Below are 26308 nucleotides of genomic sequence, written 5' to 3' on the forward strand. Positions count from 1 at the left end.
TGAGCAACACCAATCCAAAATCCAAAATCTACTTAGCCTGCTAAGGCTTCTTGAACCGTCTTGTTGTAGATAATCCGCCCAGGCGTAGTCCGAATGTATTGAGTCAAAACATTCCCTTGCTTATCTTCACGAAGGCGGCGGAACTTGTAGGTTTTCCACACCGTGCCATCAGCCAAGGTTTCCACCTTTTCCGGCTCCAAATCCGGTTTATCATTTTCTACCACACCGTCAAAGCGTACCCAGATGTAGGCGTGCAAATCCACCGCCGACTGCTCATAGGCTAAGAGGGCATCATTCAAGCTGGCAAAGTAACATCCCGCCCCCTTGGTTGCTGCCGGGTTTTCCGCCGTCAGGTAATAGCAGCCCAACACCATGTCCTGACTCGGCGTAACAATCGGTCGTCCAGTCGCTGGTGAGAGAATGTTATTAGATGCCAGCATCAGTAACCGCGCCTCTGCCTGAGCTTCCAGAGAAAGCGGCACGTGAACCGCCATTTGGTCGCCGTCAAAGTCCGCATTAAACGCCGGACATACTAACGGGTGCAGTTGAATAGCTCGACCCTCTACTAGAATCGGCTCAAAAGCTTGAATTCCCAGACGGTGAAGCGTTGGTGCGCGGTTCAGTAACACCGGGTGTCCCGCAATCACGTCTTCCAGCACATCCCATATAGCCGCATCGGATCGCTGAATCAGCTTTTTAGCGGCCTTGATATTATTCACCAAGCCGCCGCGAATCAGTCGATGAATCACAAACGGTTGGAACAGCTCAATCGCCATTTCTCGTGGCAAACCGCACTGGTGAATTTTCAGCTTTGGCCCCACCACAATCACGGAACGCCCGGAGTAATCTACCCGCTTACCCAACAAGTTTTGACGGAAGCGTCCCTGCTTACCCTCAATAATGTCCGATAGAGACTTCAGGGGTCGGTTATTCGCTCCTACCACCGTGCGTCCCCGACGACCATTGTCAATCAGAGCATCTACCGCTTCTTGCAACATCCGCTTTTCGTTGCGGACAATAATTTCTGGTGCCAAAATTTCCTGCAACCGAGCTAGACGATTGTTGCGGTTAATCACCCGCCGATACAGGTCATTCAAGTCAGAAGTAGCAAACCTGCCCCCATCCAGCTGCACCATTGGGCGCAAATCTGGCGGAATCACCGGAATCATTGTCAACACCATCCACTCTGGTTTTGATCCCGTAGCGATGAAGTTGTCAATCACCCGCAGGCGCTTAATCAGCTTTGCCCGCTTTTGACCTTTGGCTTGCTCAATTTCCTTTCTTTGGGACTCCGCCTCTGCTTCTAAGTTAATGTCCTGCAAGAGACGTTGCAGCGCTTCTGCTCCGATTCCCACCTCCACACCTTGCAAGGTAGAATCTTCGCTATACAACTGCTCCTCAATTTCCAGCCATTGGTCTTCTGTGAGCAACTGCTTGTAAGCCAGATTATCAGCATTGCCGGGGCTAAGCACCACATAGGCATTGAAATAGACAATCTGCTCCACATCCCGCAGGGGCATATCCAGCAGAATTGACATATAGCTGGGAATACCTTTGAGATACCAGACGTGTGCCACGGGAGCGGCTAGTTTTATATAGCCCATGCGATGACGGCGCACTCGCGATTCCGTGACTTCCACACCGCAGCGTTCGCAGACAATCCCTCTGTGACGCACCCGCTTGTATTTGCCGCAGTGACACTCCCAATCTTTTGCTGGGCCAAAGATGCGCTCGCAAAAGAGACCATCCATCTCTGGTTTAAGCGTCCGGTAATTTATTGTTTCGGGTTTTGTAACTTCACCTACTGCTTGGCCATTAGGTAGAGTTCTTTGTCCCCATTCCTGAATTCGCTTTGGCGATGCCAGAGCAATTTTTACGTAATCAAACCGCTGTTCTAGCTGATTTCTCATACTAAAGAAGTCAAAAGTAAAAAGTTAAAAGGCAAAAAAGAAAAGTCAAAAGTTAAAAGGCAAAAGGCAAAAAATCAAGAAAAAGGAAATATTTTTTCTTTTTTTACCTTTTACCTTTTACCTTCTTTACACTTCGTCTTCTTCTAGCTCTTCGCGGGTCAGAGATTCATAAGTCGGTCGCGTTGGTGTCCGCCGATTCGACACATCCGCCATCAAGTCCACCTCAACGTGGCCCGTGGTTCCGTCTTCCGTGGTCTCTACTTTGTGGACGGCGATATCTAAACACAGAGATTGCAGCTCTCGCATCAACACTTTGAAAGATTCGGGCGTTCCTGGTCGCGGTATTGCCTTACCCTTAACGATCGCATTCAGCGCCTCATTCCGCCCCTGCATATCGTCAGATTTCACCGTCAGCAACTCCTGCAAGATGTAAGCTGCGCCAAATGCCTCCAGCGCCCACACTTCCATCTCGCCAAATCGCTGTCCTCCTTGTTGCGCCTTCCCTCCCAAGGGTTGCTGCGTCACCAACGAGTACGGCCCTGTGGAACGAGCGTGGATCTTATCGTCCACCAAGTGAACTAGCTTCAACATATAAGCTTTGCCCACCGTTATCGGACGGTCGAATGGCTCTCCAGTCCGCCCATCAAATACCTGAATCTTCCCGGCATTTAAGTCGTTGGTAAACAGCCAATCTTTCCCCGTCTTCTTCTTCCCTTCCTCTAGCTTCCCGTGTACCGACTCCCGGCTCTTCTCTGCTCCGTGCATCTCGTCAAAGGGTGTCACCTTGAAGCGCACTCCCAGGTTCTCGCCAGCCCATCCCAGCAAGCACTCAAACACCTGCCCCACGTTCATCCGGCTCGGTACTCCCAAAGGGTTCAGCACGATGTCCACAGGCGTTCCATCCGGCAGGTAAGGCATATCTTCCCCTGGTAGGATGCGGGAAATAATGCCTTTATTCCCGTGCCGTCCTGCCATCTTGTCACCTACCTGAATCTTCCGCTTCTGCGCCACATAGACACGCACCACCATGTTCGCCCCAGGCGGCAGTTCGTCACCTTGCTCTCTGGTGAAAACTCGCACGTCCACCACGCGGCCTTTCTCTCCGTTCGGCACCCGCAGCGAATTGTCCCGCACGTCCCGCGCCTTTTCTCCGAAGATTGCCCGCAGCAGCTTCTCTTCCGGCGGCTGGTCAGATTCCCCCTTGGGTGTCACCTTCCCTACCAGAATATCCCCTGCTTCCACCCAGGCACCAATCCGGATAATCCCCGTTTCGTCAAGTTGCCGCAGCGAATCTTCGCCGACGTTGGGAATCTCCCGCGTAATCTCTTCCGGGCCCAGCTTGGTTTGCCGTGCTTCTATCTCGTACTTCTCAATGTGTATAGAAGTATACACATCGTCATAAACTAGACGTTCGCTAATCAAGATAGCATCTTCGTAGTTATACCCTTCCCAAGGCATATAAGCCACCAAGATGTTCTGCCCCAGAGCGAGTTCTCCGCCCTCAGTGGCGCTTCCGTCTGCCATCACCTGTCCGGCAACTACGTGATCGCCTTCATACACCAGGGGTCGCTGATTCAGACACGTATCCTGGTTAGAACGCTGATACTTCTGTAACTCATACAGAGTCTCCGGCCCAGTCGGTTCAGAGTTTCCATCCAGCGCCCTTACCTTGATCTTCGTCGCATCCACATAAGTAACTTCCCCCTCATCGCGACACACGATCACCATCCCAGAGTCCCGGGCCGCCTGCGCTTCCAAACCAGTCCCCACTAAAGGACGCTCTGGTTGCAACAACGGCACCGCCTGCCTCTGCATGTTCGATCCCATCAAAGCCCGGTTCGCATCATCGTGTTCCAAAAACGGAATCAACGAAGTCGCCACAGAAATAATCTGCACCGGAGACACTGCCACATAGTCCACCTGATCCGGCGTTGTGGTGGTGAATTCCTGACGATAGCGCACTGGCACCAATTCGCCCTGAATCATCTCCTGCTCGTTCACCGGAATATCCCCCGGTGCCACTCGCAAATCATCCTCCTCATCCGCCGTCATGTACTGAGGGGCAATTTCCTTCATCACCCGCCCCTTATCACACTTCCAGAAGGGTGTCTCGATAAACCCATAGGCATTCACCCGCGCATGAGTTGCCAAAGAACCTATCAGTCCCGCATTCGGGCCTTCTGGTGTTTCAATCGGGCAAATCCGTCCGTAGTGACTGGGGTGAATATCTCGCACCGCAAAACCAGCCCGTTCCCGCGTCAGTCCCCCAGGGCCAAGCGCCGAGAGTCTCCGCTTGTGGGTCAGCTCCGCCAATGGATTCGTCTGATCCATAAACTGCGACAACTGCGAGGACCCAAAAAATTCCTTAATCGCCGCCACCAAAGGCTTCGGGTTTACCAAAGATGCCGGAGTCAAGGTAGCCGCATCGCTTACCGTCATCCGCTCCCGGATAATCCGCTCTAAACGGTTTAAGCCCACCCGTACCTGGTTCTGCAACAGTTCGCCCACCGAGCGCACCCGCCGATTTCCTAGGTGGTCAATATCATCCGTCTGACCGATGTCAAATTCCAGATTTATCAAATAGTCTACTGCTGCCAAAATATCCGTGGCAGTAAGCACCCGCATCGTATCTGGCACAGACAGGCGCAACTTCTTATTCAGCTTGTAGCGTCCCACTCGACCCAAGTCATACCGCTTCGGGTCAAAAAAGCGCGACTCCAATAACTGCTGTCCCCCGGACACGGTGGGTGGTTCCCCCGGACGCAGCTTGCGATAAAGTTCCATCAGAGCTTCTTCTTCGGAGAATTGCCCTTCTTTCTCAATCGTTTTATGGAAATATTCCGGGTGGCGCAAGGCATCGAAAATTTCCGTGTCAGAAAGTCCCAGCGACTTCAGCAATACCTGCGCCGAGAGTTTGCGGGTTTTGTCAATTCGCACCCACACTAGGTCATTTTTATCTGTCTCAAATTTCAGCCACGCCCCCCGGTTGGGAATCAAGGAAGCTGAGTAGGTGCGGCGACCGTTTTTGTCTGTCTCGGATTTGTAATAAACTCCGGGAGAGCGGACAATCTGGTTGACGATGACTCGCTCAGCACCGTTGATAATAAAGGTGCCTCGGTCTGTCATCAAAGGCAAATCGCCGATGAAAACATCTTGTTCCTTGATGGTTCCATCTTCTTTATTAATCAGCCTGGTGGGGACGTACATCTGCACTGCGTAGCTGGCATCCCGCCGCTTCGCCTCGTCCACATCGTACTTGGGCCTCTTGAGTTTGTAGTTTTTGCCCAAGAAATGCAGCTCTAGTTTGCCTGTATAGTCGGTGATAGGACTAAAGGAGTCGAGTTCTTCAATCAGACCTTCTTCCAAAAACCAGCGGAAGCTGGCTCTTTGGATTTCAACCAGGTCTGGCAACATATAAGCGGCGGTGGTTTCGGTCTGACTATTCATGCGTTTCCTCTCTCTAACAATTCGGGCCTCAGCAATTTTGGAGAATAGGGCTATGGCTTTTTGCCCATACAGAGCGTAGGTTGTATGGGCGGATGAGAAAAGCTTCCATACAGGAACTTCTTGTTTTTGGCTGGAGCCTTCTTTTTTCTGGCTTCATGCTGCATCCTGCCAAATATGACGGGGTATGGAATCTCTCTCTAACACTAAGGACGAGCGATTCGCAATAATATCCTGAGACGTTAACTACCGCTGTTGGCAGTACCGCAACGTCTCAGGAATGTCTTAAAGGAAGGCTCAAAGAAAATATTTAGTGCTTCTTTACCTGATATAAGGACGGTGTAGGGCTTGCGGTTGAAGTGTCTTCATTACGCTGAGGATGCGATCGCACTTTTACTGAAAGAATTTTGGTCATAGCCGGTCTATTAAATATTATGACGCAGATTTAGTTTTTTGGTTGACATTTTACTGCTAACTAGGTTAATAATTCTAAGTTAACAGGAACAGGCAACCGGAAATTCTTAATCTTCCTGTGATGTGTGTCTTTTACCTTGCTGAGTCATCAGGAAGGCGAAACAGTTTACAAGCATTTTCGGTGGTTTGCGTTGCTATAGTCTCTAGAGAGACACCCCGAAGCGAGGCTAGACATTCTGCCACATAGCGAACATAGGCAGGCTCGTTGCGTTTGCCACGCTTGGGAACTGGTGCGAGGAAGGGGCAGTCGGTTTCAATCAGGAGGCGATCGCTTGGGATAATTTTCGCCGATTCCTGAATCTGTGTGGCATTTTTAAATGTCACGATTCCGCTGAGGCTTATATAAAAGCCGAGATCCAAAAACCATTGCGATTCTTCTGGTGTGCCTCCCCAGCAGTGCATAACACCCCGCACGGGAGCAATGCCTTTCCAGAAATCTTGCAATAGTTCGCGCATCGCGACGGCGGCATCGCGGCAGTGGATAATTACAGGCAAATCTAGTTGATGGGCCAGCAATAGCTGCGCCTCAAATACCATTTTTTGCTGCGCCCAATCTTGGGCTTTGTAAAAATCTAGCCCAGTTTCGCCAATTGCTACAACTCTGCTGTCAGAAATCGCCAGCGACCGAATTCCTTCGGCAGTCTCTGATGTCCACTTTTCGGCATCTAGGGGATGTAACCCTACGGCGAAGTGTAGTTCGGGAAAGCGGTTCGCTAGCATTTGAATACTAGCAAACTCAGCAGGCTCGACGCAGGAATGCACCAGCCGAACCACCCCCGCTTCCCGCCAGCGCTCTTGTAATGCCTCCAGATCCGACTGGAAAACATCAAAGTTTATATGAACGTGGCTGTCGATCAACTGCATACGTTGAGTCATTAGTTATTGATCGTTAGTCGTTAGCCATTGGTTAAGGCTAAGGACACAAGCGGGATGCCTGTGTTATGAACTAAGGACTAATGACAACTGACAACAAGCTCTTGAGAGCTAAGAATCAGCCGTATCCTCAGTCATCGCTGAATCTGAAGCTGTTGTTCCCGTTTCGGTTTGGGGAAGTGTCCGTTTGAGAGCTTTGGCAAGACGGGATTTTTTCCGAGAGCCGTTGTTGGTATGCAACACTCCCCGCTTTACCGCTTTGTCAATTTTGCTGTAAGCCGCTGACATCCGGCTCTCAACCTCTTGCAGTAATTCCGGAGACGGATTGGCTGCGTAGGTTTGAACGGCACTCATGTAATTCTTCATCAGCGTCTTCACAGCTGATTTGTAGGTCTTATTACGCACACGGTTGCGTTCGGCTATTTGGACTCGCTTGAGAGCTGACTTAGTATTGGCCACAGTCTTGAGGGAAATTTTAGTACAGGTAAGAAAGATAACTAGATAGATTAATATAGCATCTCTCTAAATAGTATAGCGATCCCTGGAAAAATCCAGTTAAGCTATAGAAACGAGTAAAGGCGAATCGCCGGATCGTCTGAATTGATGAGAATGCTGTTTGACCTGAACTCGTGCGGGTAATTCCTAGATGGTGATTCCGACTCCATGCTGCGAATCATTACTCAGGTAGCTGAGGCAAAAACTGAACTGCGGCGTATTTGCGATCGCACACACGACGATCAGATTGTCCACAAAGAGGCAACTGTTCGGGAAGTCTTACAGGCTGTGAAACGGCAAGGCGACAAAGCCCTGCTGCACTACACGGCTGAATTTGACGGGCAAAGTTTTACGGCTGAACAATTGCGAGTCAGTGGCTCAGAACTCGATGCTGCCTATCAGCAGGTGTCCAAGGAGTTACTAGACGCGATTGGGCTGGCACGTCAACAAATAGAAGCGTTCCACCGACAGCGCATCCCGAAATCTTGGGTGCAATTCGGGGAGGATGAAATAGTCCTAGGGAAGCGCTACACGCCTGTAGACAAGGCCGGACTTTACGTTCCTGGTGGTAGGGCAAGCTATCCCAGTACGGTGTTGATGAACGCCATTCCAGCCAAGGTGGCTGGTGTCCCTCGAATTGTGATGGTGACACCACCAGGGCAAGGGAAAACCATTAACGCGGCGGTGCTGGTGGCTGCTCAGGAAGCAGGCGTACAGGAAATTTATCGGGTAGGGGGGGCACAAGCGATCGCGGCTTTGGCCTATGGGACTGAAACTATCCCAAAGGTAGATGTCATTACAGGCCCCGGTAATATATACGTCACCTTAGCGAAAAAACTCGTGTATGGCACAGTGGGGATTGACTCCCTGGCTGGCCCTTCGGAGGTGCTGGTGATTGCCGATGCGGCCGCCAACCCGGTATACGTAGCCGCAGATATGTTGGCACAGGCAGAACACGACCCGATGGCAGCGGCAATTCTGGTGACAACGGATGCAGGGCTGGCGAAGAAAGTACAGTTAGAGGTAGAGCGACAGCTGGAGAATCATCCGCGACGGCTACTGACAGAGAAAGCGATCGCGCACTACGGCTTAATTGTTGTAGTTGACTCCTTGAATGTTGCCGCAGAACTCTCCAATGAGTTCGCCCCGGAACACCTAGAGCTTGAGGTGCAAGAACCTTGGGAAATACTCGAAAAAATTCGCCACGCTGGTGCTATATTCCTGGGTAACTCAACGCCGGAAGCCGTGGGAGATTATTTGGCAGGGCCTAATCACACCTTGCCCACCTCTGGCGCCGCCCGATACGCCTCAGCGCTGGGAGTAGAAACCTTTATGAAACACTCCAGCCTGATACAATACTCTCCTACAGCGCTCCAGAAGGTTAGCAACGCTATTCAGATTCTCGCTCAAGCTGAGGGTCTGCCTTCCCACGCTGACTCGGTGCGACTGCGAACAGAGAAGCCGACTGATGAGTAAGGAGATTTTTGGGTGCTAAAAACTATTCTGGTGGCTTTGGATGGTTCAGAACTTTCGGAGCGAGTGATTGAGTCTTTGAAAGAACTGCAAATACAGCCAGCGACCAAAATCATCCTCTCTCATGTCATTCCTTCGTCTGAGTCTGAGGTGGAAATTGCCGTTGACCGTCCGCAGACGTCTTCTGAGGATTTACCCTATCGGCACATTGAAAAGCAGCTGCAATCTTATCAGGTTGACCTAAACTGCGACAGCGAGCTAGAAATTGTCACTGGCGATCCCGCTGAAGAAATTATTCGCCTTGCTAATATCTATCAGGTTGATTTGATTGTGATTGGCAGTCGTGGTTTAACTGGGTTGAAGCGAATTTTAGAAGGTTCTGTTAGTAGCCAAGTTGTTACAGATGCTCCATGTTCTGTGCTGGTGGTAAAGCCGGGATAAGAGTTAAAAAAGAAGCCCTGGCGACTAAAGTCGCGGCTACACAGACAAAACCTGCCTACGCAGGTTTTAGAATTGTTGATTACTCTTAGCGTGGTAGGGGCGGGTTTCAAACCCGTCCCTACGTTTTTGTAATCGTGAATTCTATTCGCAGGGTATATTAGACGCAGATTAGGAAAAAGATTCAGGCTCAGGCTCTAGATTTTGAAACTCCGAATGGTTCTTGATGTCAGTCTTAGTTTCTGGTTTTTCGTCAGTTGGATTTGAGTTATTCCGTTCTATTTCCGCTGGGAAGAATTGCTCTAAGCCAGGGATTACATACTGAAAGCAGTCCATAAATTTGCCTCTTTAACTTAGTTTGGAGTGCTGGATTTAGCATTAAATTCATGCTAAGAGGAACTTTTTCTAATTCCTAGTCCCTAATAACTTCTAGTAAAGTAGAAGAATTCTTCTAGTTGAGATTGGCTGAGTAATAGGTTAAGTTCGTAATCAAGAAGCTGAGAACCTGTCGAGACTGCGATCGCGTTATGGAATTCTGGGATGGCTGGGATGATTTTCTAAAAGTGATAGCCTCTGACCACAAGCTGACTGTGCCGCAGGAAGCAGTTTTACTGGTGAGATTATCTCGACAGAGCATCAATGGGAAAAGAACAAATCAGGATATTGCTAATGAAGTTATAGGAGGCGAACCGAATACGGCTCTTTCTGCGTATAACAAGCGCATGGCGGAGGTATTGGCTAAGCTCTCTCAGAGTTTTCCTAAAATTAATTCCAAAAGTACAAAGAAGGTTGAGAGAACGCAAACTTGCCTAGAGAAAGCGTACTTAGAGCAACAGAACCCAAAAAAATCTGAAGCTTCGTCTCATCAGATCGCGTCTCATGACTGGACACAAATTTGCCGCGATATGCTGGAGTCTCAGAAACTAAACATCAGACGACAAGCTACCGAGGTAGTTTCTAAAGCATTTTATGTAGAGCTGGGATTAGTCGAGCGCAAACACCAACCCAGACGTAGCGACGATTTCTCTGTTTCACCAGAGCAAGGAGCGGGTTTTTTCCAGCTACATGAGGAAGAAATCACCCAAACTTATGAGCATGAAGAGTTTCTAGAGCAGGTCATTAAGCAGGGACAAAGCAAGAAGAGCCAAGGGAGACGCATCGCCATCATTGGGGAACCGGGAGCCGGGAAAACTACTCTGCTAGAAGCGATCGCATTCTCTCCAAAAACGCCAGGTTTCTCAATTTGGGTTTCTCTGGGTAGTTTGAGAGATAAAAGTTTAGAAGAATACCTGCGTCAGAAGTGGCTAAAAGACGCGCTTAAAACTTCAGATGTCATGGAACAGCAGAAAGAACTAGAAAATCTGTTCAAAAGTGGTGAAGTGTTGCTGCTGTTGGATGGAGTGGATGAAATGCCAGCATCTTCACCCGTCGAAGCTTTAGCCAAACTCAGGGAAGAACTCACAGGCTGGGTTGCTGATGCGCGAACTGTGCTGACTTGTCGGCAAAATGTCTGGGATGCAAGTGTTAATGCTTTACCGGGTTTTGATACTTATCGCACCTTGGACTTTAGTTATGGGGAAAGCAATAAACCAGATCAGGTGAGACAGTTTATCTGTGAGTGGTTCTCGCAAACTGAAAAACCAGAAGTAGGGGAACCGTTACGGGAAAAGCTAGATGAAGACAGACATCAGCGCATCCGAGATTTAGTCAAAAACCCCCTGCGGTTGTCGTTGCTGTGTCAAAGTTGGTATTTTCGCCAAGGCGATTTACCAAACACTAAAGCCGCGCTTTACGAGCAATTTGCGCGAGCTTTCTATGATTGGAAACAAGAACAATTCCCCACAACTCCGACAAAGCGGAAGGAGTTAAACACGGCGCTAGGACTGTTGGCACGGGAAGCAATTGATCAAGAAAAATCCCGGTTTGCAATACGAGAGAGTTTTGCGATCGATGTCATGGGGGAAGACTTGTTTAAGTTAGCAACTGAAAAGTTGCATTGGCTGAATTTTGTCTACAAGGATGCAGAAACCGATGAAAAAGTATATGCCTTTTTCCATCCCACGTTTCAGGAATATTTTGCCGCTTGTGCGATTGATAATTGGGATTATTTCCTAAACCATAATAACGAAACTCCTAATCCATTCCAGCAATACAATGGTAAATCCTCTGCCTACCGCGTTTTTGATCGGCAGTGGAAAGAAGTGATTTTGCTATGGCTAGGACGAGAGGATATACACAAGCAAAAAAAGGAAGAATTTATTAAGGTTTTAGTTAATTTTGACGACGGGTGCGGGAACGAAAAATTTTATGGGTATCAATCGTATTTTTTAGGAGTAACTGGAATTGGTGACTTTTCCGATTGTAGTCGTGCTGACGAGATTATTAGACAAGCTGTAGAGTTGATATTCAATAAACCTATAGACTGCTATCATCCTATTACACAGGGAACTTGGGAAGTTTTAAAAAAGACGGAGCAGAGTAAAGCCATCAAATTTTTGACCAACATACTACGTACTTGTCAAGAAGATATTGAAACCTGTCATGAGTCTGCTCGTCTACTTATGGAAATTGACCCAGCTAATTCACTTGCAGAACGGGCTTTTTTATATGCAGTAAATGCTTTAATTGAAGAGCAGATAATCAATTCAGGCATGAGTCAAGATGAGCAGGAGGCATTCCTGAGTCGGATAAACAAACCAACCCCCATAGTGTTTTCAGTTGATGCTGAGTGCATGGATGCCATTGACAATCTAGTGGAATCGCCAGACTACTGTGACGATGATGAAACCTGTGAGCAATTATCAAATAATTTTGAGAAACAAGATAATGAGAAAAAACCGTCTTACCTTGACCTTCTGTTTATGGATGAACCCATCCATTGGGAATATGCTCAGGAGTTAGCACACATGGACATCAAAACTCTAGCCCAACTATTACGCACAACCCAAGATAAATCTATTCTTTGCCTAACTGCCTTCAGATTGGGACATGTTGCTAGTGGTAACGTGGATGCTAATGATGCCTTGATTGATTTGCTTCGTACAAGTAATGATTTTGATGTTTATCATCTAGTAGCTGGTAGTTTGAAAGCAATCCTTCAAAATAACCTTTTTTCAGCAACGGTTTCAGGTTTAAAGGATTGCCTAACAAATCAAGACTATGAGAACGATTCAGAACACTTTAGATATTGCTACGAAATCATATGGTACTGCGCCCAAAACATGACTTACCCAGACTTTTATCAAGCTTGGCACAGTCAGTTTTATCCAGTTTAAGCCTTAGAAAACCAGCTCATCGATATTCCCTATCAAGTTCAACCCAGTGACAAAACCTATCCCCTTGCCATCGACACTCAGTCGCTGAAAATTGAGGAAAACACAAGTGCGATCGCGCAAAAATTATGCGCCAAAATTTACACTAATGAGAATGAGTAAAGTAAAGCGCGATCGCATCTTCTACCAGAATCCTTACCTCTCCTGATATCCCTGTAACCAATCTTCTAAACCGGTAGCATCGGAGAAAGAAGAGAAACGGAAGATTGTACGAATTAATTAGGATTTCTATATAGAAATCCTAATTAATTCGTAAACATCTCTCTTGTATTTATCTGCGGCCTCCGCGCCTCTGGGGTTCGTTTTTTCCTGAATCAAATAGGATGGCGATGGAAGCTAATTATTGAGGATATTTTAGCGCGATCGCTTTCAAGTATAGCGGGTATTGCCCACCATACTCAAAACTATTTAAAACGGTTGCAGACGGAAGGAGAAATGGAGTCCGCTGTCTTGCAGAGAGCCGCCTTGATTGTCGATGGAGGTGAGGGGAATTCCCCAATCTAAACGGGCTAAAAAATATGGGGAAAGTTCCCAGCGCAATCCTAAACCAACGCTAGAAAGAGTTTGGGGAGTTGCGATTTCACTGTTGTTATTCCAAACGGTTCCGATATCAAAAAATGGAGCTATTTGGATAATTCCAATTCCATCGGGTTCGCGGATGAGGGGAAAGCGCACTTCTACCGATCCAAGAAAGCCATTATCTGCAACTCTTTGATTTTGTCGGTAGCCGCGCACTGTATCAACGCCACCGATACTAAATTGTTCTAGGGAAAGTAGCGTGTCGTTGGAAAGTTGGATACCTGTACGGGCGATTAAAACAACATTGCGTCCGAGAGCCTGAACGTACTGAAATTGTCCTACCCAACTGAAAAATTGCCCATCGGCTGCGGCTTCGTTGATGGTGGCGTTTAAAGCGTTCACGCCTACGCTAAATTGCGATCGCGCTGCAAAAACTCTATTAGATGAGCGATTTGTCCACTCTTGACTAAAGCGCAAAGCGGTGACTGTGGACAAGCCATTTTCTGGCCCTTCCGAAAAAGAAAAGGGTATCTCACCTAATATATAAGTCTGGCTTTGTCGCCAATCAGCTGAGACTGCAACTGCAAATTCTGTGCTAGGTGTGCGGATAATTGGTTGACGGAACGAGAGTGATACAGTTTGCGCTTCACCTTCAATATTTAGCGGCGCAAAGGGTTCCTCTATAATCTTGCTGCTGTTGTTCCCATAGCGCAGGCTGAGGGTGCCATCAAGGGAATTTACGGGAATGTCATAGCTTAAGCTGTAACTTCGGATACCTTCAGTTAGTCCATATTCAACGGCGAAGCGATCGCCATATCCCAGTAAATTATTGTGACTGGCGGCAACTGTTCCTCTGATTTCCCCAACGCTGGGAGACTCTCGATTTTCCAGCAGGAAGGCGGTGGTGATGGGCGGCGTTTCCTTCAGCGAGAGGGTTAATACACTTAGTCCGGGAGCAGTTCCGGCTGTCAGTTCTGCTTGTACTGAACTTAAAAGCGGATTCAGTTGTAATAATTGCAACGCTTCTTCCAGACGTTGCAGATTAACTGGAGGTCGGGAGGCACGTTCGATGCGCGATCGCACATAATTTTCTCTGAGCCTATTTAACCCCTGAATTTCAACTTTTTCTATCGCTCCCTCTATTACCTGAATTGTAATCTCACCACTGGTTACATCTTGGGGCGGCAAAAATGCGCCGGAGGTAGTGTAGCGATCGCGAGTGTATAAATTTGTAATCGCAGTGCGAATCTCTAAAAGTTGTTCAAAAGTTGCTTCCTTACCAATAAAGGGTTGTACAATTTCCTGTAATTTTTCTGGCGAAAAGACGGTACTCCCCAAAACCTTAATGCTCTTGATTTTGACTCTCACTCCTTCACCCGATGGAGTTTCAGTTGGTTCTGGCTCTGGTGTTTGGAGGAAAGGTTCCGGTGTTGGTGTCTCCTGGGGTGTGGGCAAAGGTTCCAGATTAGAGCCTGGGGGTTCCACAGTTCCGGGCGGGATTTGAGGCGGTGTCTGTGGTAATTGTGCAACTGTGCAATCCTGCTCGTCAGATTTGCTACACTCTGGATTTTCTGCTTCTTTACTGTCCCCTTGGGGAATCAATTCCTCGTCTAATAGCCCTCCGTTAAAACGGAGTGAATTTGAGCTGTGAGATTTTAATTGCTGGCTGTCTGAGCCGACTATTTCACCTTTGGAAAAATTTGGGTAATGGTCAACGCTAGACGGTGAGGCTGCGATGGTACTACAGCGCTTTTCGGGTGAGTAAGGTACACAGATACCCGACTTCTCCAAGAAGTCGGGTATCTCTCCACATAGCGTGTACTTCATCCGACTGCAAGCCGCTGTATCCTGTTGCATCAGCGTATTTTCTGGATTTCCAGCCCAAGCTGGCGATCGCGTAAGAGCCAGGAAACTCCAGCTGAGGCATAACAACCCTGTATTGATCGCAAACAGCTTAGAATTCATGGCTTCTATCAGTAAATCTACGGTTCGTCAATGATTCAGTAAAACTATTGAGTTGAGGTGTAGAAACTTGTACGAATCACCAAATCCTTATAACTCATGGTTTTACACCCGTAAATCTACGGTTTGGTTCGGTAAGATTCCGTAAAACTACTCAAATAGTTCAGTGGAGATACAGACAATTGAAAGTATCTCCACTAAAATAACAATAATCTACCTAATGATACATGACTGAACTATACATAATATGCAAGCGTTGGCATCGCTTCAGTCTTTTATTTTTGTCAGGGTTTATTCTTTGTTTTGCGCTCAACACTTTGCCGATCAAGTCAGCAGAGGTGTCGGTAGCGACTCAACCTTTTTCGGATAAGGCAGACCTAACCCCCCAAGGCCCTTCCCTGATAGGGAAGGGGGAGAAATTGCACACTCCTGTCCTTGTAGGGGAGAGGTTAACCGAAAAGTATTGGGTAGCAACTCACCAGACAAGCGTTATCGCTTCTACTTCCTCTGTGGCGCTGGTGCAACAGGGGATTGAACGCTATCAAGTAGGAAATTTTACAGAAGCGATCGCGCTTTGGCAACAAGCACTCGCGCAAACTAAACAAGCCAAAGATCGGGCTGTTATTCACACTAACCTAGCAGTAGCTTATCAGCAAACTGGCAAAATAGATCGAGCGATCGCTTCCTGGGAGCAAGCGATTCAAATTTACGCCAAAGATGGCAAATCGGATCGCCAAATAGCGAAATTGTTGACAGAACAAGCGCAAGCTTACAGCGATTTAGGACAGTATCGAAAAGCGATCGCACTTTTACAGCCTGGTATTAAAATTTCCGACAAGTCCACGCAAGCCGCAGCCCAAGGAGCTTTGGGAAACGCTTACTGGGCATTAGGCGACTACGAGCAAGCATTAGCAGCTCACGACGCTAGCCTGAAAATTGCCCGCGAACTGCAATCTAATAATCTCCAAAGCACTGCTCTAAATAATCGTGGCAATGTTTATCTGAGTCGAGCTGAGCGATATCGCTACCAGGCAACTTTGGCTCGTCTAGAAGGAGATCCGCAGTTCAAAGAGTTAACAAAACTGGCAGAAAATGATGTAGACGCTGCTCAGTCGTCTTTTCAGGAAAGTGTAGCAGTAGGGGGAAGCGGATCGGCTATACAAGCTTTGCTGAATTTGAACCGCCTGTTAGAGCGATCGCCTTCGCCAAATTTGGCAGAAATTGCCAATAACCGCAACTCTGCACTCGCCTTAATAGAACAAGCTCCAGATTCGCGAGATAAAGTATACGCCTTAATTAATATTGCCCACAGTTTAAAGCGTCAAAATTCCACAGAAGAAGCTGCGAATCGTATTTCAGAATTTCCAGTTTGGATATTAGAAAAAGCCCTCACCATTGCTAAAAATATTGGCGATAGTCGCGCCGAATCTTTTGCTCTTGGTAGCTTAGGGAATTTGTACGAATCTAGGGAATATGAAAAAGCGCTCTTGTTGACAGGTAAAGCTCAATTAGCCGCACAAAAAGTGAATGCTGCTGATAGTTTGTATCGTTGGCAATGGCAGGCGGGGCGGATTTATAAAGCCATCGATAAACAAAGTCAAGCGATTGCATCTTTTAAGGGCGCGATCGCTACTCTCCAAAGTATTCGCGGCGACATCGTTGTAGCTAACAAAGAGTTGCAATTTAACTTCCGCGACGACGTGGAGCCAGTTTACCGAGGACTGATGGAGTTATTGTTAGGAACCGAGAATCAACTTTACGGGGAAAGCATTGCAGCAGAAGATTCAAAGCTTGTAGCTCAAGATAATAGCCGCAATGCTTCCCCCCTACCAAAAGACAATTCTCTCAAAACTGTTATCGGCACCTTAGAATCCCTGAAGTTAGCAGAATTGCAAAATTTCTTTGGCGATGATTGTGTGCAAGTAGCACTAAATAATAGCCAGAGAAATGGAGCTATTTCTGACACGAATGCAGCGGCAATTTACTCAGTCATTTTGGACGACCGCACCGAAATGATTTTTCAACGTCCCAATGGGACAATGAGCAGCTATAAGGTAGAAATTGGCAAACAGCAACTAGAAAAAGAAATCGAGCTGTTACGCAATTTATTGGAAAATCGGGGAAGCGAAGAATATCTCACCCAAGCCCAAAAAGTTTACAACTTGCTAATTCGCCCAATGGAAGCAGATTTAGCTGCATCCAAACTGCGTACCTTAGTCTTCATTAATGATGGGGTAATGCGACAGATACCCATGTCAGCGCTGCATGATGGCAAAGAATTTTTAATTCAGAAATATGCGATCGCTACCACACCCAGCATCAACCTTACTAACAGTCAATCCCAAGACAGGCGCAAGCTGAAGGCTTTAATTATGGGCTTAACTGTCGAAAAACCCCCATTTGCGCCGCTAATGAATGTTGAAGCCGAGGTGAAAGCCGTCAAACAAATTCTTGGCGGTACTCCCCTAGTAGACAATGCCTTCACCCTGGAAAACTTGCAAACCCAACTCCAGCAAGATAGCTACCCGGTAGTTCACATGGCGACCCACGGAAAATTTGGAGTAGATGCCGAGAACACCTTTTTATTAGGGTATGACGAGCAAATTAGTATCGAGCAAATTGATAACTTATTGCGATCGCGTCCTGGTAAACCAGCAGTCAAACTCCTAACCTTGAGTGCTTGTCAAACCGCCGCTGGTGACAATCGTTCCGCCTTGGGAATTGCTGGCGTAGCAGTTCGCGCCGGAGTGGAAAGCGCACTTGCTACTCTGTGGTTTATCAATGACGAAGCTACAGTTCCGCTAATTGAAGAATTTTATACGCAACTAAGCCAACCAGGAATTACCAAAGTAGAAGCACTTCAAAAAGCTCAACTTAAAATGATTGCCAATTTTGACTACAACCATCCTGCTCTTTGGTCGCCTTTTATCCTCATCGGAAATTGGCTGTAAAAATCCTTGTTCCTAAGCTGCGGACTGAGAAAGAAAACAATTACCAATTACCTCTCAAATGAAAAATTACCCATTTCTTGCTTTTTCCCTTTTACCTTTTGCCTTGTGCCTTTCTCTCCCCATTCCTGCCATTGCTCAAATCTCTTCTGATGGCAGTGTCCCTACTACAGTTACACCTGGCAACAACTTTACGATTAATGGAGGACTCAGAACTGGAAGCAACTTATTTCACAGTTTTTCAGAATTTTCTGTACCCAACGGCGGTAGCGCTTACTTCAACAACGCCTTTGATGTTCAGAACATTATCAATCGCGTCACAGGTACATCTATCTCAAATATTGATGGTTTGCTCAGAGCAAACGGTACAGCTAACTTATTTCTAATCAATCCCAACGGGATTATCTTTGGGGAAAATTCTTCGCTCAATATTGGTGGTTCCTTTGTAGCAACAACTGCCAATGCTCTCCGGTTAGCTAATGGCGATATTTTCAGTAGCGATCGCGCTCAACCACTACCATCACAAATACTCAATGTAGCTCCCTCTGCCCTGTTATTTAATCAAATTGCCGCAGGAAATATCATCAATCGCTCCGTAACTCCAGATGCAAATCCGATAAATCCCGGCTCCCTGAACGGTTTGCGAGTAAATGATGGTAATAGTATCTTGCTTTTAGGTGGCAATGTAACAGTAGATGGCGGTGTATTAACTTCCCTAAGTGGTATTATCGAGTTAACGGGATTAGCAGGAGCAGGAGAACTAGGGTTAAAGTTTTTTGGCAGCGTTCCCTTTGTAGATTTTGCTCAAGCCGATGCCCAAGGAGTCCAAAATGCAGATGTATTAATTACCAATGGCTCAAGGATTAATACAAGTGCTGCAATCGGTAACAAATTTAATGCTGGCGGTATTTTCATTAGAGGCAAAACAGTTTCTATAGAAAATAAAGCGGAACTAGCTACCAGTATCTATGAACCAGAAAATGCTGGTTTAGTATTAATTGCGGCTACAGAAAACATTTCAATCACAGGCGAAAGTAAAATTTTCAGCACTGTGGAATCTCAAGGAGTAGGCAAGGCTGGCGGTATTCTTATCACCGCTCCTTCAATTTCAGTAAAAGATGGCGCTCAATTACAAACTCTAGTGCGTGGAGGTGGGATTGGGAATGCCGGAGTAATATCTTTACAAGCTACAAATAATGTCTCTCTTACAGGCGATGGAAGTGGTATTTTCAGCACTGTGGAATCCACAGGCATCGGTAATGCTGGTGGTATTGTTATTAACTCTCCTTCAATCTCCCTACAAGACGGCGCTCAGCTGCAAACTCTGGTGCGGGAAAATGGTTTAGGAAATGCAGGATTGATATTTTTAGAAGCTACAGACTCGATTTCTTTAGAAGGTAATGGTACTGCAATTCTTAGCACTATACAACCCGGAGCTGTGGGAAATCTTGATACTCTTGCTGGGAATATTTTTGGCGATTCATTAGCCACAGGTGGGGATCTCATTGCTTCTATTGGTATCGAAACTGGAACGCTTAGCATAAAAAATGGCGCTCAAATTAATACCAGCACTGGAGGAATAGGCAATGCTGGCGCTGTAATTGTGTTAGCAAAAGATTCGGTTTCTATAGAAAATGGCATCGGTATCTTAAGTGGTGTAGCACAAGAAGCAACAGGATCGGGCGGCGGTATCATTATGGTTAGTAAGTCTTTTTCTGCTACTAATGGCGGTGGATTAACAACTGAAACTCAAGGACAAGGCGACGCTGGCGTTATACTTTTGGTAGTCGAAGATTCTATTTCTCTTAAAGGTAATAACGCACCGCCAACATCATTACAAACTGGCATTGCTAGTACGGCAAGCCAGGGAAGCAGCGGCAAAGGCGGCGGGATTATTATTAATTCTCGGTCGCTTTCGATAACCGATGGCGCTGGAGTTAGTGTCAGCAGTACAGCAACAGGCAGCGCCGGCGACATTATTATGACGATGAGCCAAGACATAACGATGGACGGCGGGAGCATTACAGCCGAGTCTCTGCAAACTGGCGGTGGTAATATCGTGATTTCTGCCAAAGATATCAGCCTGCGTAATAGTAGCCTGATTAGCACCAGCGTTTTTAATGGCGACGGTGGCGGCGGCGATGTCGTTCTCGTGGGAACTAACCCAGAATCTTCACAATTTATTGCTCTGGAAGATAGCGACCTTCTGGCGGCTGCTGAAAATGGCCCCGGAGGAAACATCACGGGTAGAGATATCCCTGCTTTTATCTATGACAAATATGCTCCGGTTCGCAAAGACTTTGTTGATGCCAGGATATTTCGTAATAACGGTCGCGTTGATATTTCAGCTTCCTCTAGATTTGGCACCAATGGTGTAGTCGATGTGCCAGATTTCACCTTTTTACAAAATTCGATTTCGCCATTAGCAGCTAATTTTGTTAGTCCCGATCAAGTGGTGGCTGGTAGTTGTCTGGCGCGGCGCAATGTGGAACGGGGAAGTTTCACAGTCACGGGTACGGGTGGTTTACAGCCGACTCCGTATGATGCACAAAGCGATCGCTACCGTCTCGTAGATGTCCAACCCCTTGAGGAGGGACAAGAGGAACAAGGTGAACAAGAGGCAATTCCAAATTCCAAATTCCAAATTCCCAATTCCCAAAATTGGAAACTAGGCGATCGCGTTGTTGAAGCCCAAGCAATGACCGCTACCGCAGATGGACGCATTCTCGTCGCCACAGCTGCTCAAAAGGTGGAACCTGCCAGTGCTAAGGATTTAATTTGCCATCCCAACACTGAGCCGGAAAAAGCTGAGTAATACTAAATCATTAGTTATGCGTTAAAAATTTAACATTGTTTACACTGCCAAGGCAGGGATAGCAGTCCTAAATGATTCGTAAAGGCGAGATACCCGACTTCTCTCTCGAAGTCGGGTATCTGAAGGGCTGGCTCACAACTCAAATAGCATTGCTATATATCAGGTTTTGCTTGAGTGAGATTATTCTCGTTTCCAGCCAAAGACTCGAAGGAATCCGGGAAAAAGTCAAAAATATGGAAAATGCGATCGCCAACGTGTAGTAAAAAAAACTACGGGCATCACAACATCTGTGTATATCTATGGCTATTTCCCGTCAATTCGCTACTACAGTAACCGGAACTGCATCAATTATTTTGCTCCAGTTCTTCGGCTTAATCGATACCCCCCTCAATTCGATATTCAATCGTGTATCTAGCGATCTAGGGTTTAACTCGATGGCTTACGCAGATGTTGTGCTGAAAGCTCAAGCTGATTCTAGGTTTGAGCCTGGTGACGTAGGTGCGCCGAGAGACACCAAAGGCACTGGCACCCAAGTGCGCTATCAGCCACCCAAGGATCTCGATGCTCCCAGCGGCACCAGAGGCACTGGCTCGCGAGGCTCATGCGGTCAAGCTGCCTCTGTATCTCTAAGTTTGCTAGTTCCTAAGAATCACACCGGATTGACTGCATCAGGTCATCCCACCTTTTTCTGGTATCTGTCAGCTGACCCTGGAGTACCGATAAACTTTACACTGGTGGAACCAGGAGTACCCAAACCAATCATTCAGCAACAGATAGACAAACCCAAGGCTGGAATTAATCAGCTCCAAATGCCCAAAGACCTGCCAGAACTGGTTCCGGGACGGCAATACCGCTGGACAGTGACAGTGCTTTGCAATCCCGATCGACCCTCTGTTAATCCTATAGCTCAGGCAAGGATTAAGCGCGTACAAGCATCACCCGCTCTGTTGGAACAACTCGCGGCGGCTAATTCAGACTTTGACAAGGCAGCAATCTATGCTGGTGCCAGTTTATGGTATGACACTCTAGCAGCAATTTCAGCCGCCCGTACTGCTAACCCCAACGATCAATTTATCCGCAATGATTTTCTGTTGCTGTTAGAAACAGTTGGACTCAAGGAAGTGACAGATATGGAGCGGCAACAACTGGTAAAGCAGTAAACTAGGGACTGGGGTAACGTCTTCTCAATCGCCTCCTGACCAATCCCTAGTAATACAAAATTAAGTTTTTCTCCGCTATAATAAAAGGCACTTTTCTTCTTGAAAACTGCCTTTTTCTTATCAAATTAGTTCACTTAACAATAGTTGTAGTTGTATAGCAATCCTAAATGATTCGTGAACTTCTGTAGGGACACGGCACTGCCATGTCCCTACACCAGGAAGAATACTTTTTCACAACTTAAATAGGATTGCTATAGGTTAGATTCCTCAATCCCCTAATTCCCAGTCTCTAACTTGGAACGAAAAAAGGAGGCAGAGCCTCCTATAATATCGCGTCAGGCATAGCCTCACAACTTGCATTTCCAGACCGAAACTGAAAACGAGAATGTTACTTTTTAGATTGGGATGCCAGAAATTGCTTCAGCTGAAGCAAACTTAGGGTCTGCCCTACATTCAGCGGTAGCAGAGATATCCCTTCCAGACGCGACTGCACCCAATTTTCTCCCCAGTACCACTCGTGATAACCGTCAATTCCTTGACTCAAAATCAGGCGCAGACAGTGGGGCTGGGCTATTTCCACCTTGTGTTCTATCGCTACGAGTCCCGCCCAACTCGTGTAGGTTAATCCCTCATGCAGCTGTTCCGGTAGTCCAGCGGGAAAGCGCTGCGACCATAGCCACTGGCACAACAGGTTTGTCCGCAGCAGGCTGTCGCCGATGGCTGTTGCTGGGGAATTTACTTCAATTCTGAGATGGCTTTGTTGAAAGGTTCCTAGCATAAGGAGTTTTTTGTTGTTAGTTGTTACTGGTACAAAAATTTCTATCTACCTATCCTAACTAATTGTATTGAATACAGCTAATTTGATATGTTTTTTTTACCCTATTTTATAAATCATTTTATTTATTTTGTACAATTATAGTTATTTTTTTATTCTAAAAATCGTTTAGTGTTTATTTCTAAAAAGCAGATCCAGGGGCGATTCAAGTGATAAGAAACAAGAGATGCGCCATCACTCGTGCCGCCATGCTTACAATAAAAATAGAGTCTGTTAAGAAATGTAAGGTTTTTTCATGGCTGATCAGTTAATTCGGGCTACAGCGGCAGAGGGTGGAATTCGCGCCGTTGGTGTCATCACAACACGCCTTGCACAAGAAGCTAAACAGCGGCACAACCTCTCCTACGTAGCGAGTGCGGCGCTGGGACGCGCTATGTCATCGGGACTATTACTTGCCTCTAGCATGAAGCGTGAGGGGTCAAGGGTCAACATCCGTGTCAAGGGCAATGGGCCACTAGGTGGGCTACTTGTAGACGCGGGATTGGACGGAACGGTGCGGGGTTATGTGGAAAACCCAACTGTGGAACTGCCTCCGAATGCCAAAGGCAAACTCGATGTAGGCGGTGCTATAGGTCGGGATGGATATCTGTATGTGGTGCGCGATGTTGGATACGGCTACCCTTATTCCAGTACCGTTGAGCTGGTTTCGGGGGAAATTGGGGATGATGTCGCTCATTACCTGGTGACATCAGAACAGACACCCTCGGCGCTAGTGGTGGGTGTATTTCTGGAGGCTGGCAAAGTAACCGCGTCTGGCGGTTTACTGTTGCAAATCATGCCCAAGGCGGAGCGAGACGAGCAACTGGTGCAAACTTTAGAATCTCGAATGCAGTCGCTGGCGGGGTTTACGCCTTTGTTACAGGCTGGTAAGACGCTGCCGGAAATTTTTGAACAGCTACTGGGAGACATGGGTCTGGTAATATTACCAGAAGTCCAAATGGTACGTTTTCACTGTGGTTGCTCCATGCGTCGGGTTTTGGGTGCATTAAAGATGCTGGGTGAAGCAGAACTGCAAGACATGATTGAAAAAGATGATGGAGCAGAAGCTACTTGTCATTTTTGCGGAGAAGTTTACCAAGCGAGTAGTGACGAATTGGCAGCGCTGATTGAAGATTTACGAGCAGGGTCTGTTTAGCTGTAAATGGCTAAGGTGAAGATGGCTAAATGAACAATTAGCAATTAGAAAACAACTCCGGATAGAGGTAGCTTTTTCTGGCTTATAGGAGTAGCATTGCAACTACTGTATGTGCTAGAAAAGCATTCGTCCGAGGCGAAGCGTATTGTGGTGTGAGTAAGCTATGACCAGAAATCCGGAAATTCCAGAGCGCGGGCGTTTAGGCAAGTCTTCCAATCGCGGTTGGTCAGGAGATAAGAAATCGCCTGCCTCTGGGAGTCCGAGCGATCGCGTCTCCCCAAAGGCACCCGCTCCTAAACGCTCATCTCCACAAGATAGTCGTCCTAGCCGTTCGGCGGTTAATACTCCACAAGGGCTTGAGCCTAATCCATCTTTACAGCCCCAGTCACCGACAGAAGAACCCCAGAAACCTAAGAAAAAGAGGGGTGTACGCTTGCCGACGAGTTGGGCGTTTTGGGGGGCGTTGGTCGTCCTGCTCTCTGGTGGGATGGGATTTATGGCGGTGGCGCTGTTGTTTAAGCTGCCAGCTTTGCCTAATTGCCCAGCGATTTTTTGGCCTACTGCTAGTGCTTCGCTACGACTAACCTGCGCTCAGATAGCGGCTTCTAAGCAGACGGCGGACAATTTGCTTTCAGCGATCGCGTTGGTGAATTCTCTGCCAAAAGATCACCCCCTGCGTCCGGAAATTGACCGCAATTTGGAAGAGTGGTCACTGGATATCTTGAAATTAGGCGAGGAATCTTTCCAAGCGGGAAATTTGGAGGATGCGATCGCAGTGGCGAGGAAAATTCCCACTGGCGTTCCTGCTTACAAGTTAGTAGATGAGCGCGTAACTCGCTGGCAGTCTATTTGGTCAAAGGCAGAAGGATACTATGAAAAAGCCACTGATGAAGTGCGCGAGTCTAACTGGACTCAGGCTTTTCGGGAAGCAGTGCAACTGGTTTATTTAGGAAATAACTACTGGGCTACTACCAAGTACGATGAACTGGTTAGTTTGATTCAGGCGGCGCGGGAAGAAAGCGCCAAGTTAGATAAAGCGTTCCAGCTCTCCAGAAGCGGGGGATTAAATAATCTCTTGGAGGCGATCAAACTAGCACAGGCAATTCCTGCAAACAGCTTGGCATATAAGGAAGCTCAAGGTGCTGTGACAGACTTTGCGCGGAAATTAATTGATATGGCTCAAGAGGCGCTAGATAGAAAAGACTGGCAAACCGTAATTTTAATTACGAATAAAATTCCCGAAAGTCTCAATCTACAAGTAGAGGCTCAAGATTTAAACGATTTGGCTAATGCTCAGTCTCGCGCCGCACAAGGAACTGTAACAGATTTGGAAGAAGCGATCGCGCTTGCCCAAAAGCTAGATTTAGGGCGACCATTATACGATAAAGCCCAGGAATTAATAACTCGTTGGCAGCGAGAAATTGAAGATGTGGCGCATCTAGAACGGGCGGGAGAATTGGCAAAAGGTGGAACTGTAGGCGATTTATCAGCAGCGATCGCGGAAGCCCAGCTGATTCCCAGCACTAATCCTCGTTACTCGCAAGCAAGAGCGCAAATTAGTAACTGGACAAGTCAAATTGAAACCATAGAAGACCGTCCCTATCTCGATAGCGCCGAACAATACGCGAATTATGGGGATGCTGGTTCCCTCTCTGAAGCCATTAACCAAGCTAGTCAAATTCGCCAAGGACGCGCCCTTTATAGCGAGGCTAGGGGCAAAATCCGCCAGTGGACTGAAAGAATTGAGCGTCAGCAAGACCAGCCTTACCTCGACCAAGCGAAAGCCTTGGCTGATGCAGGCGATTTATCCGGCGCTGTTGCTACAGCGGAGCAGATTCAGCCAGGACGGGCGTTGTATCAAGAGGCTCAAAGGCAAATCGGCCGCTGGACTAACCGAATCCAACGGATAGAGGATCAGCCTTACCTCGACCAAGCAAGAGCTTTGGCGGTTTCTGGCAATCTTCCCGGCGCTATTAGCTCCGCTGGACAAATTAAAGCGGGAAGGGCGCTTTACGGTGAAGCTCAGGAAAAAATTAAAGGCTGGCGTCGGGAACTGCGATCTACTGAGATTTTGCAATCAGCTTATCAGTTAGCAAATCCAGGGACACCGGATGCGATCGCCCAAGCAGTGCAAACAGCCCAAGAGGTGCGTAACTCGGCGCGAGTCGGTTCCCAAGCTAGAGAAGCCATTAATCGCTGGAGTTACCAACTTTTATCGATGGCGCAGGATCAGTCCAGAAATGACTTGCGAAGAGCGATCGCGATCGCCCAAAATATCCCCAGCGGTACATCCGCCTACTCCGATGCTCAAGCTTCAATTGAGGCTTGGAAAAAAAGCATAGAGCCTCCAGCTTCCCTCGAAACAACGCCAAATTAGGGACTGGGGACTGGGGGCTGGGTACTAGGGACTGGGGGCTGGGGACTGGGCAAGATTCTTACCGAATTCCAATCCCCAATCCCCAATCCCCAATCCCCAATCCCCAATCCCCAATCCC

General features: G+C 47.3%; 16 protein-coding genes. 9 read left to right on the forward strand and 7 right to left on the reverse strand.

Annotated elements, in window-relative coordinates:
• Positions 1-32: 32 nt before the first annotated feature.
• From NDI42_RS14805 to rpsT, 4 genes are all read right to left on the reverse strand, one after another.
• Positions 33-1910, reverse strand: coding sequence for a DNA-directed RNA polymerase subunit gamma (locus tag NDI42_RS14805; protein ID WP_190458532.1), 1878 nt, complete (start codon positions 1908-1910; stop codon positions 33-35).
• A 126-nt stretch (positions 1911-2036) separates the two neighbouring features.
• Positions 2037-5357: a DNA-directed RNA polymerase subunit beta gene (rpoB, locus tag NDI42_RS14810; RefSeq protein WP_190458534.1), complete on the reverse strand. Its 3321-nt coding sequence runs from the start codon at positions 5355-5357 to the stop codon at positions 2037-2039.
• 543 nt (positions 5358-5900) lie between these two features.
• On the reverse strand, positions 5901-6692 hold the full coding sequence (locus tag NDI42_RS14815) for a TatD family hydrolase (RefSeq protein ID WP_190458577.1): 792 nt from the start codon (positions 6690-6692) through the stop codon (positions 5901-5903).
• Between the two features lie 120 nt (positions 6693-6812).
• Positions 6813-7160 carry a 30S ribosomal protein S20 gene (gene rpsT / locus NDI42_RS14820; RefSeq protein WP_190458536.1) on the reverse strand — a complete coding sequence of 116 codons (348 nt, stop codon included), beginning with the start codon at positions 7158-7160 and terminating at the stop codon, positions 6813-6815.
• Between the two features lie 204 nt (positions 7161-7364).
• Between rpsT and hisD the strand changes: the two genes are divergently transcribed.
• Together hisD and NDI42_RS14830 are read left to right on the forward strand one after the other, a co-directional pair.
• The gene (gene hisD, locus NDI42_RS14825; RefSeq protein ID WP_190458538.1) at positions 7365-8672 is read left to right on the forward strand and encodes a histidinol dehydrogenase; all 1308 of its coding nucleotides are present in this window, start codon (positions 7365-7367) and stop codon (positions 8670-8672) included.
• 12 nt (positions 8673-8684) lie between these two features.
• Positions 8685-9110 carry a universal stress protein gene (locus NDI42_RS14830; RefSeq protein WP_190458540.1) on the forward strand — a complete coding sequence of 142 codons (426 nt, stop codon included), beginning with the start codon at positions 8685-8687 and terminating at the stop codon, positions 9108-9110.
• Between the two features lie 168 nt (positions 9111-9278).
• Here NDI42_RS14830 and NDI42_RS14835 read toward each other — a convergent pair whose 3' ends face one another.
• Complete coding sequence (locus tag NDI42_RS14835) at positions 9279-9443, reverse strand: hypothetical protein (RefSeq protein WP_348231420.1); 165 nt, start codon at positions 9441-9443, stop codon at positions 9279-9281.
• 191 nt (positions 9444-9634) lie between these two features.
• On the opposite strand from NDI42_RS14835, the gene NDI42_RS14840 reads away from it, so the two are divergent.
• Positions 9635-12382 carry an NACHT domain-containing protein gene (locus NDI42_RS14840; protein WP_190458541.1) on the forward strand — a complete coding sequence of 916 codons (2748 nt, stop codon included), beginning with the start codon at positions 9635-9637 and terminating at the stop codon, positions 12380-12382.
• Positions 12383-12847: 465 nt separating this feature from the next.
• On the opposite strand, the gene NDI42_RS14845 is transcribed toward NDI42_RS14840, so the two are convergent.
• Entirely contained in the window at positions 12848-14923 is a 2076-nt protein-coding gene (locus NDI42_RS14845) for a ShlB/FhaC/HecB family hemolysin secretion/activation protein (protein ID WP_199311352.1), read from the reverse strand.
• A gap of 314 nt (positions 14924-15237) precedes the next feature.
• On the opposite strand from NDI42_RS14845, the gene NDI42_RS14850 reads away from it, so the two are divergent.
• From NDI42_RS14850 to NDI42_RS14865, 4 genes are all read left to right on the forward strand, one after another.
• Entirely contained in the window at positions 15238-17871 is a 2634-nt protein-coding gene (locus NDI42_RS14850) for a CHAT domain-containing protein (protein WP_348231421.1), read from the forward strand.
• A 58-nt stretch (positions 17872-17929) separates the two neighbouring features.
• Positions 17930-20683 carry a two-partner secretion domain-containing protein gene (locus NDI42_RS14855; protein ID WP_190458546.1) on the forward strand — a complete coding sequence of 918 codons (2754 nt, stop codon included), beginning with the start codon at positions 17930-17932 and terminating at the stop codon, positions 20681-20683.
• Between the two features lie 71 nt (positions 20684-20754).
• Positions 20755-20943, forward strand: a complete 189-nt coding sequence (locus NDI42_RS14860; protein WP_190458548.1) for a hypothetical protein — start codon at positions 20755-20757, stop codon at positions 20941-20943.
• Between the two features lie 39 nt (positions 20944-20982).
• Positions 20983-21843, forward strand: coding sequence for a DUF928 domain-containing protein (locus tag NDI42_RS14865; protein ID WP_190458550.1), 861 nt, complete (start codon positions 20983-20985; stop codon positions 21841-21843).
• Positions 21844-22231: 388 nt separating this feature from the next.
• Here NDI42_RS14865 and NDI42_RS14870 read toward each other — a convergent pair whose 3' ends face one another.
• The gene (locus NDI42_RS14870) at positions 22232-22621 is read right to left on the reverse strand and encodes a hypothetical protein (protein WP_190458552.1); all 390 of its coding nucleotides are present in this window, start codon (positions 22619-22621) and stop codon (positions 22232-22234) included.
• Positions 22622-22913: 292 nt separating this feature from the next.
• Here NDI42_RS14870 and hslO point away from each other — a divergent pair, with 292 nt between their 5' ends.
• Entirely contained in the window at positions 22914-23813 is a 900-nt protein-coding gene (gene hslO / locus NDI42_RS14875) for an Hsp33 family molecular chaperone HslO (protein ID WP_190458555.1), read from the forward strand.
• A gap of 163 nt (positions 23814-23976) precedes the next feature.
• Positions 23977-26190, forward strand: coding sequence for a coiled-coil domain-containing protein (locus NDI42_RS14880; RefSeq protein ID WP_190458557.1), 2214 nt, complete (start codon positions 23977-23979; stop codon positions 26188-26190).
• The last annotated feature ends 118 nt before the right edge of the window (positions 26191-26308 follow it).

It is taken from the genome of Funiculus sociatus GB2-C1 (assembly GCF_039962115.1).
GTDB lineage: Bacteria > Cyanobacteriota > Cyanobacteriia > Cyanobacteriales > FACHB-T130 > Funiculus > Funiculus sociatus.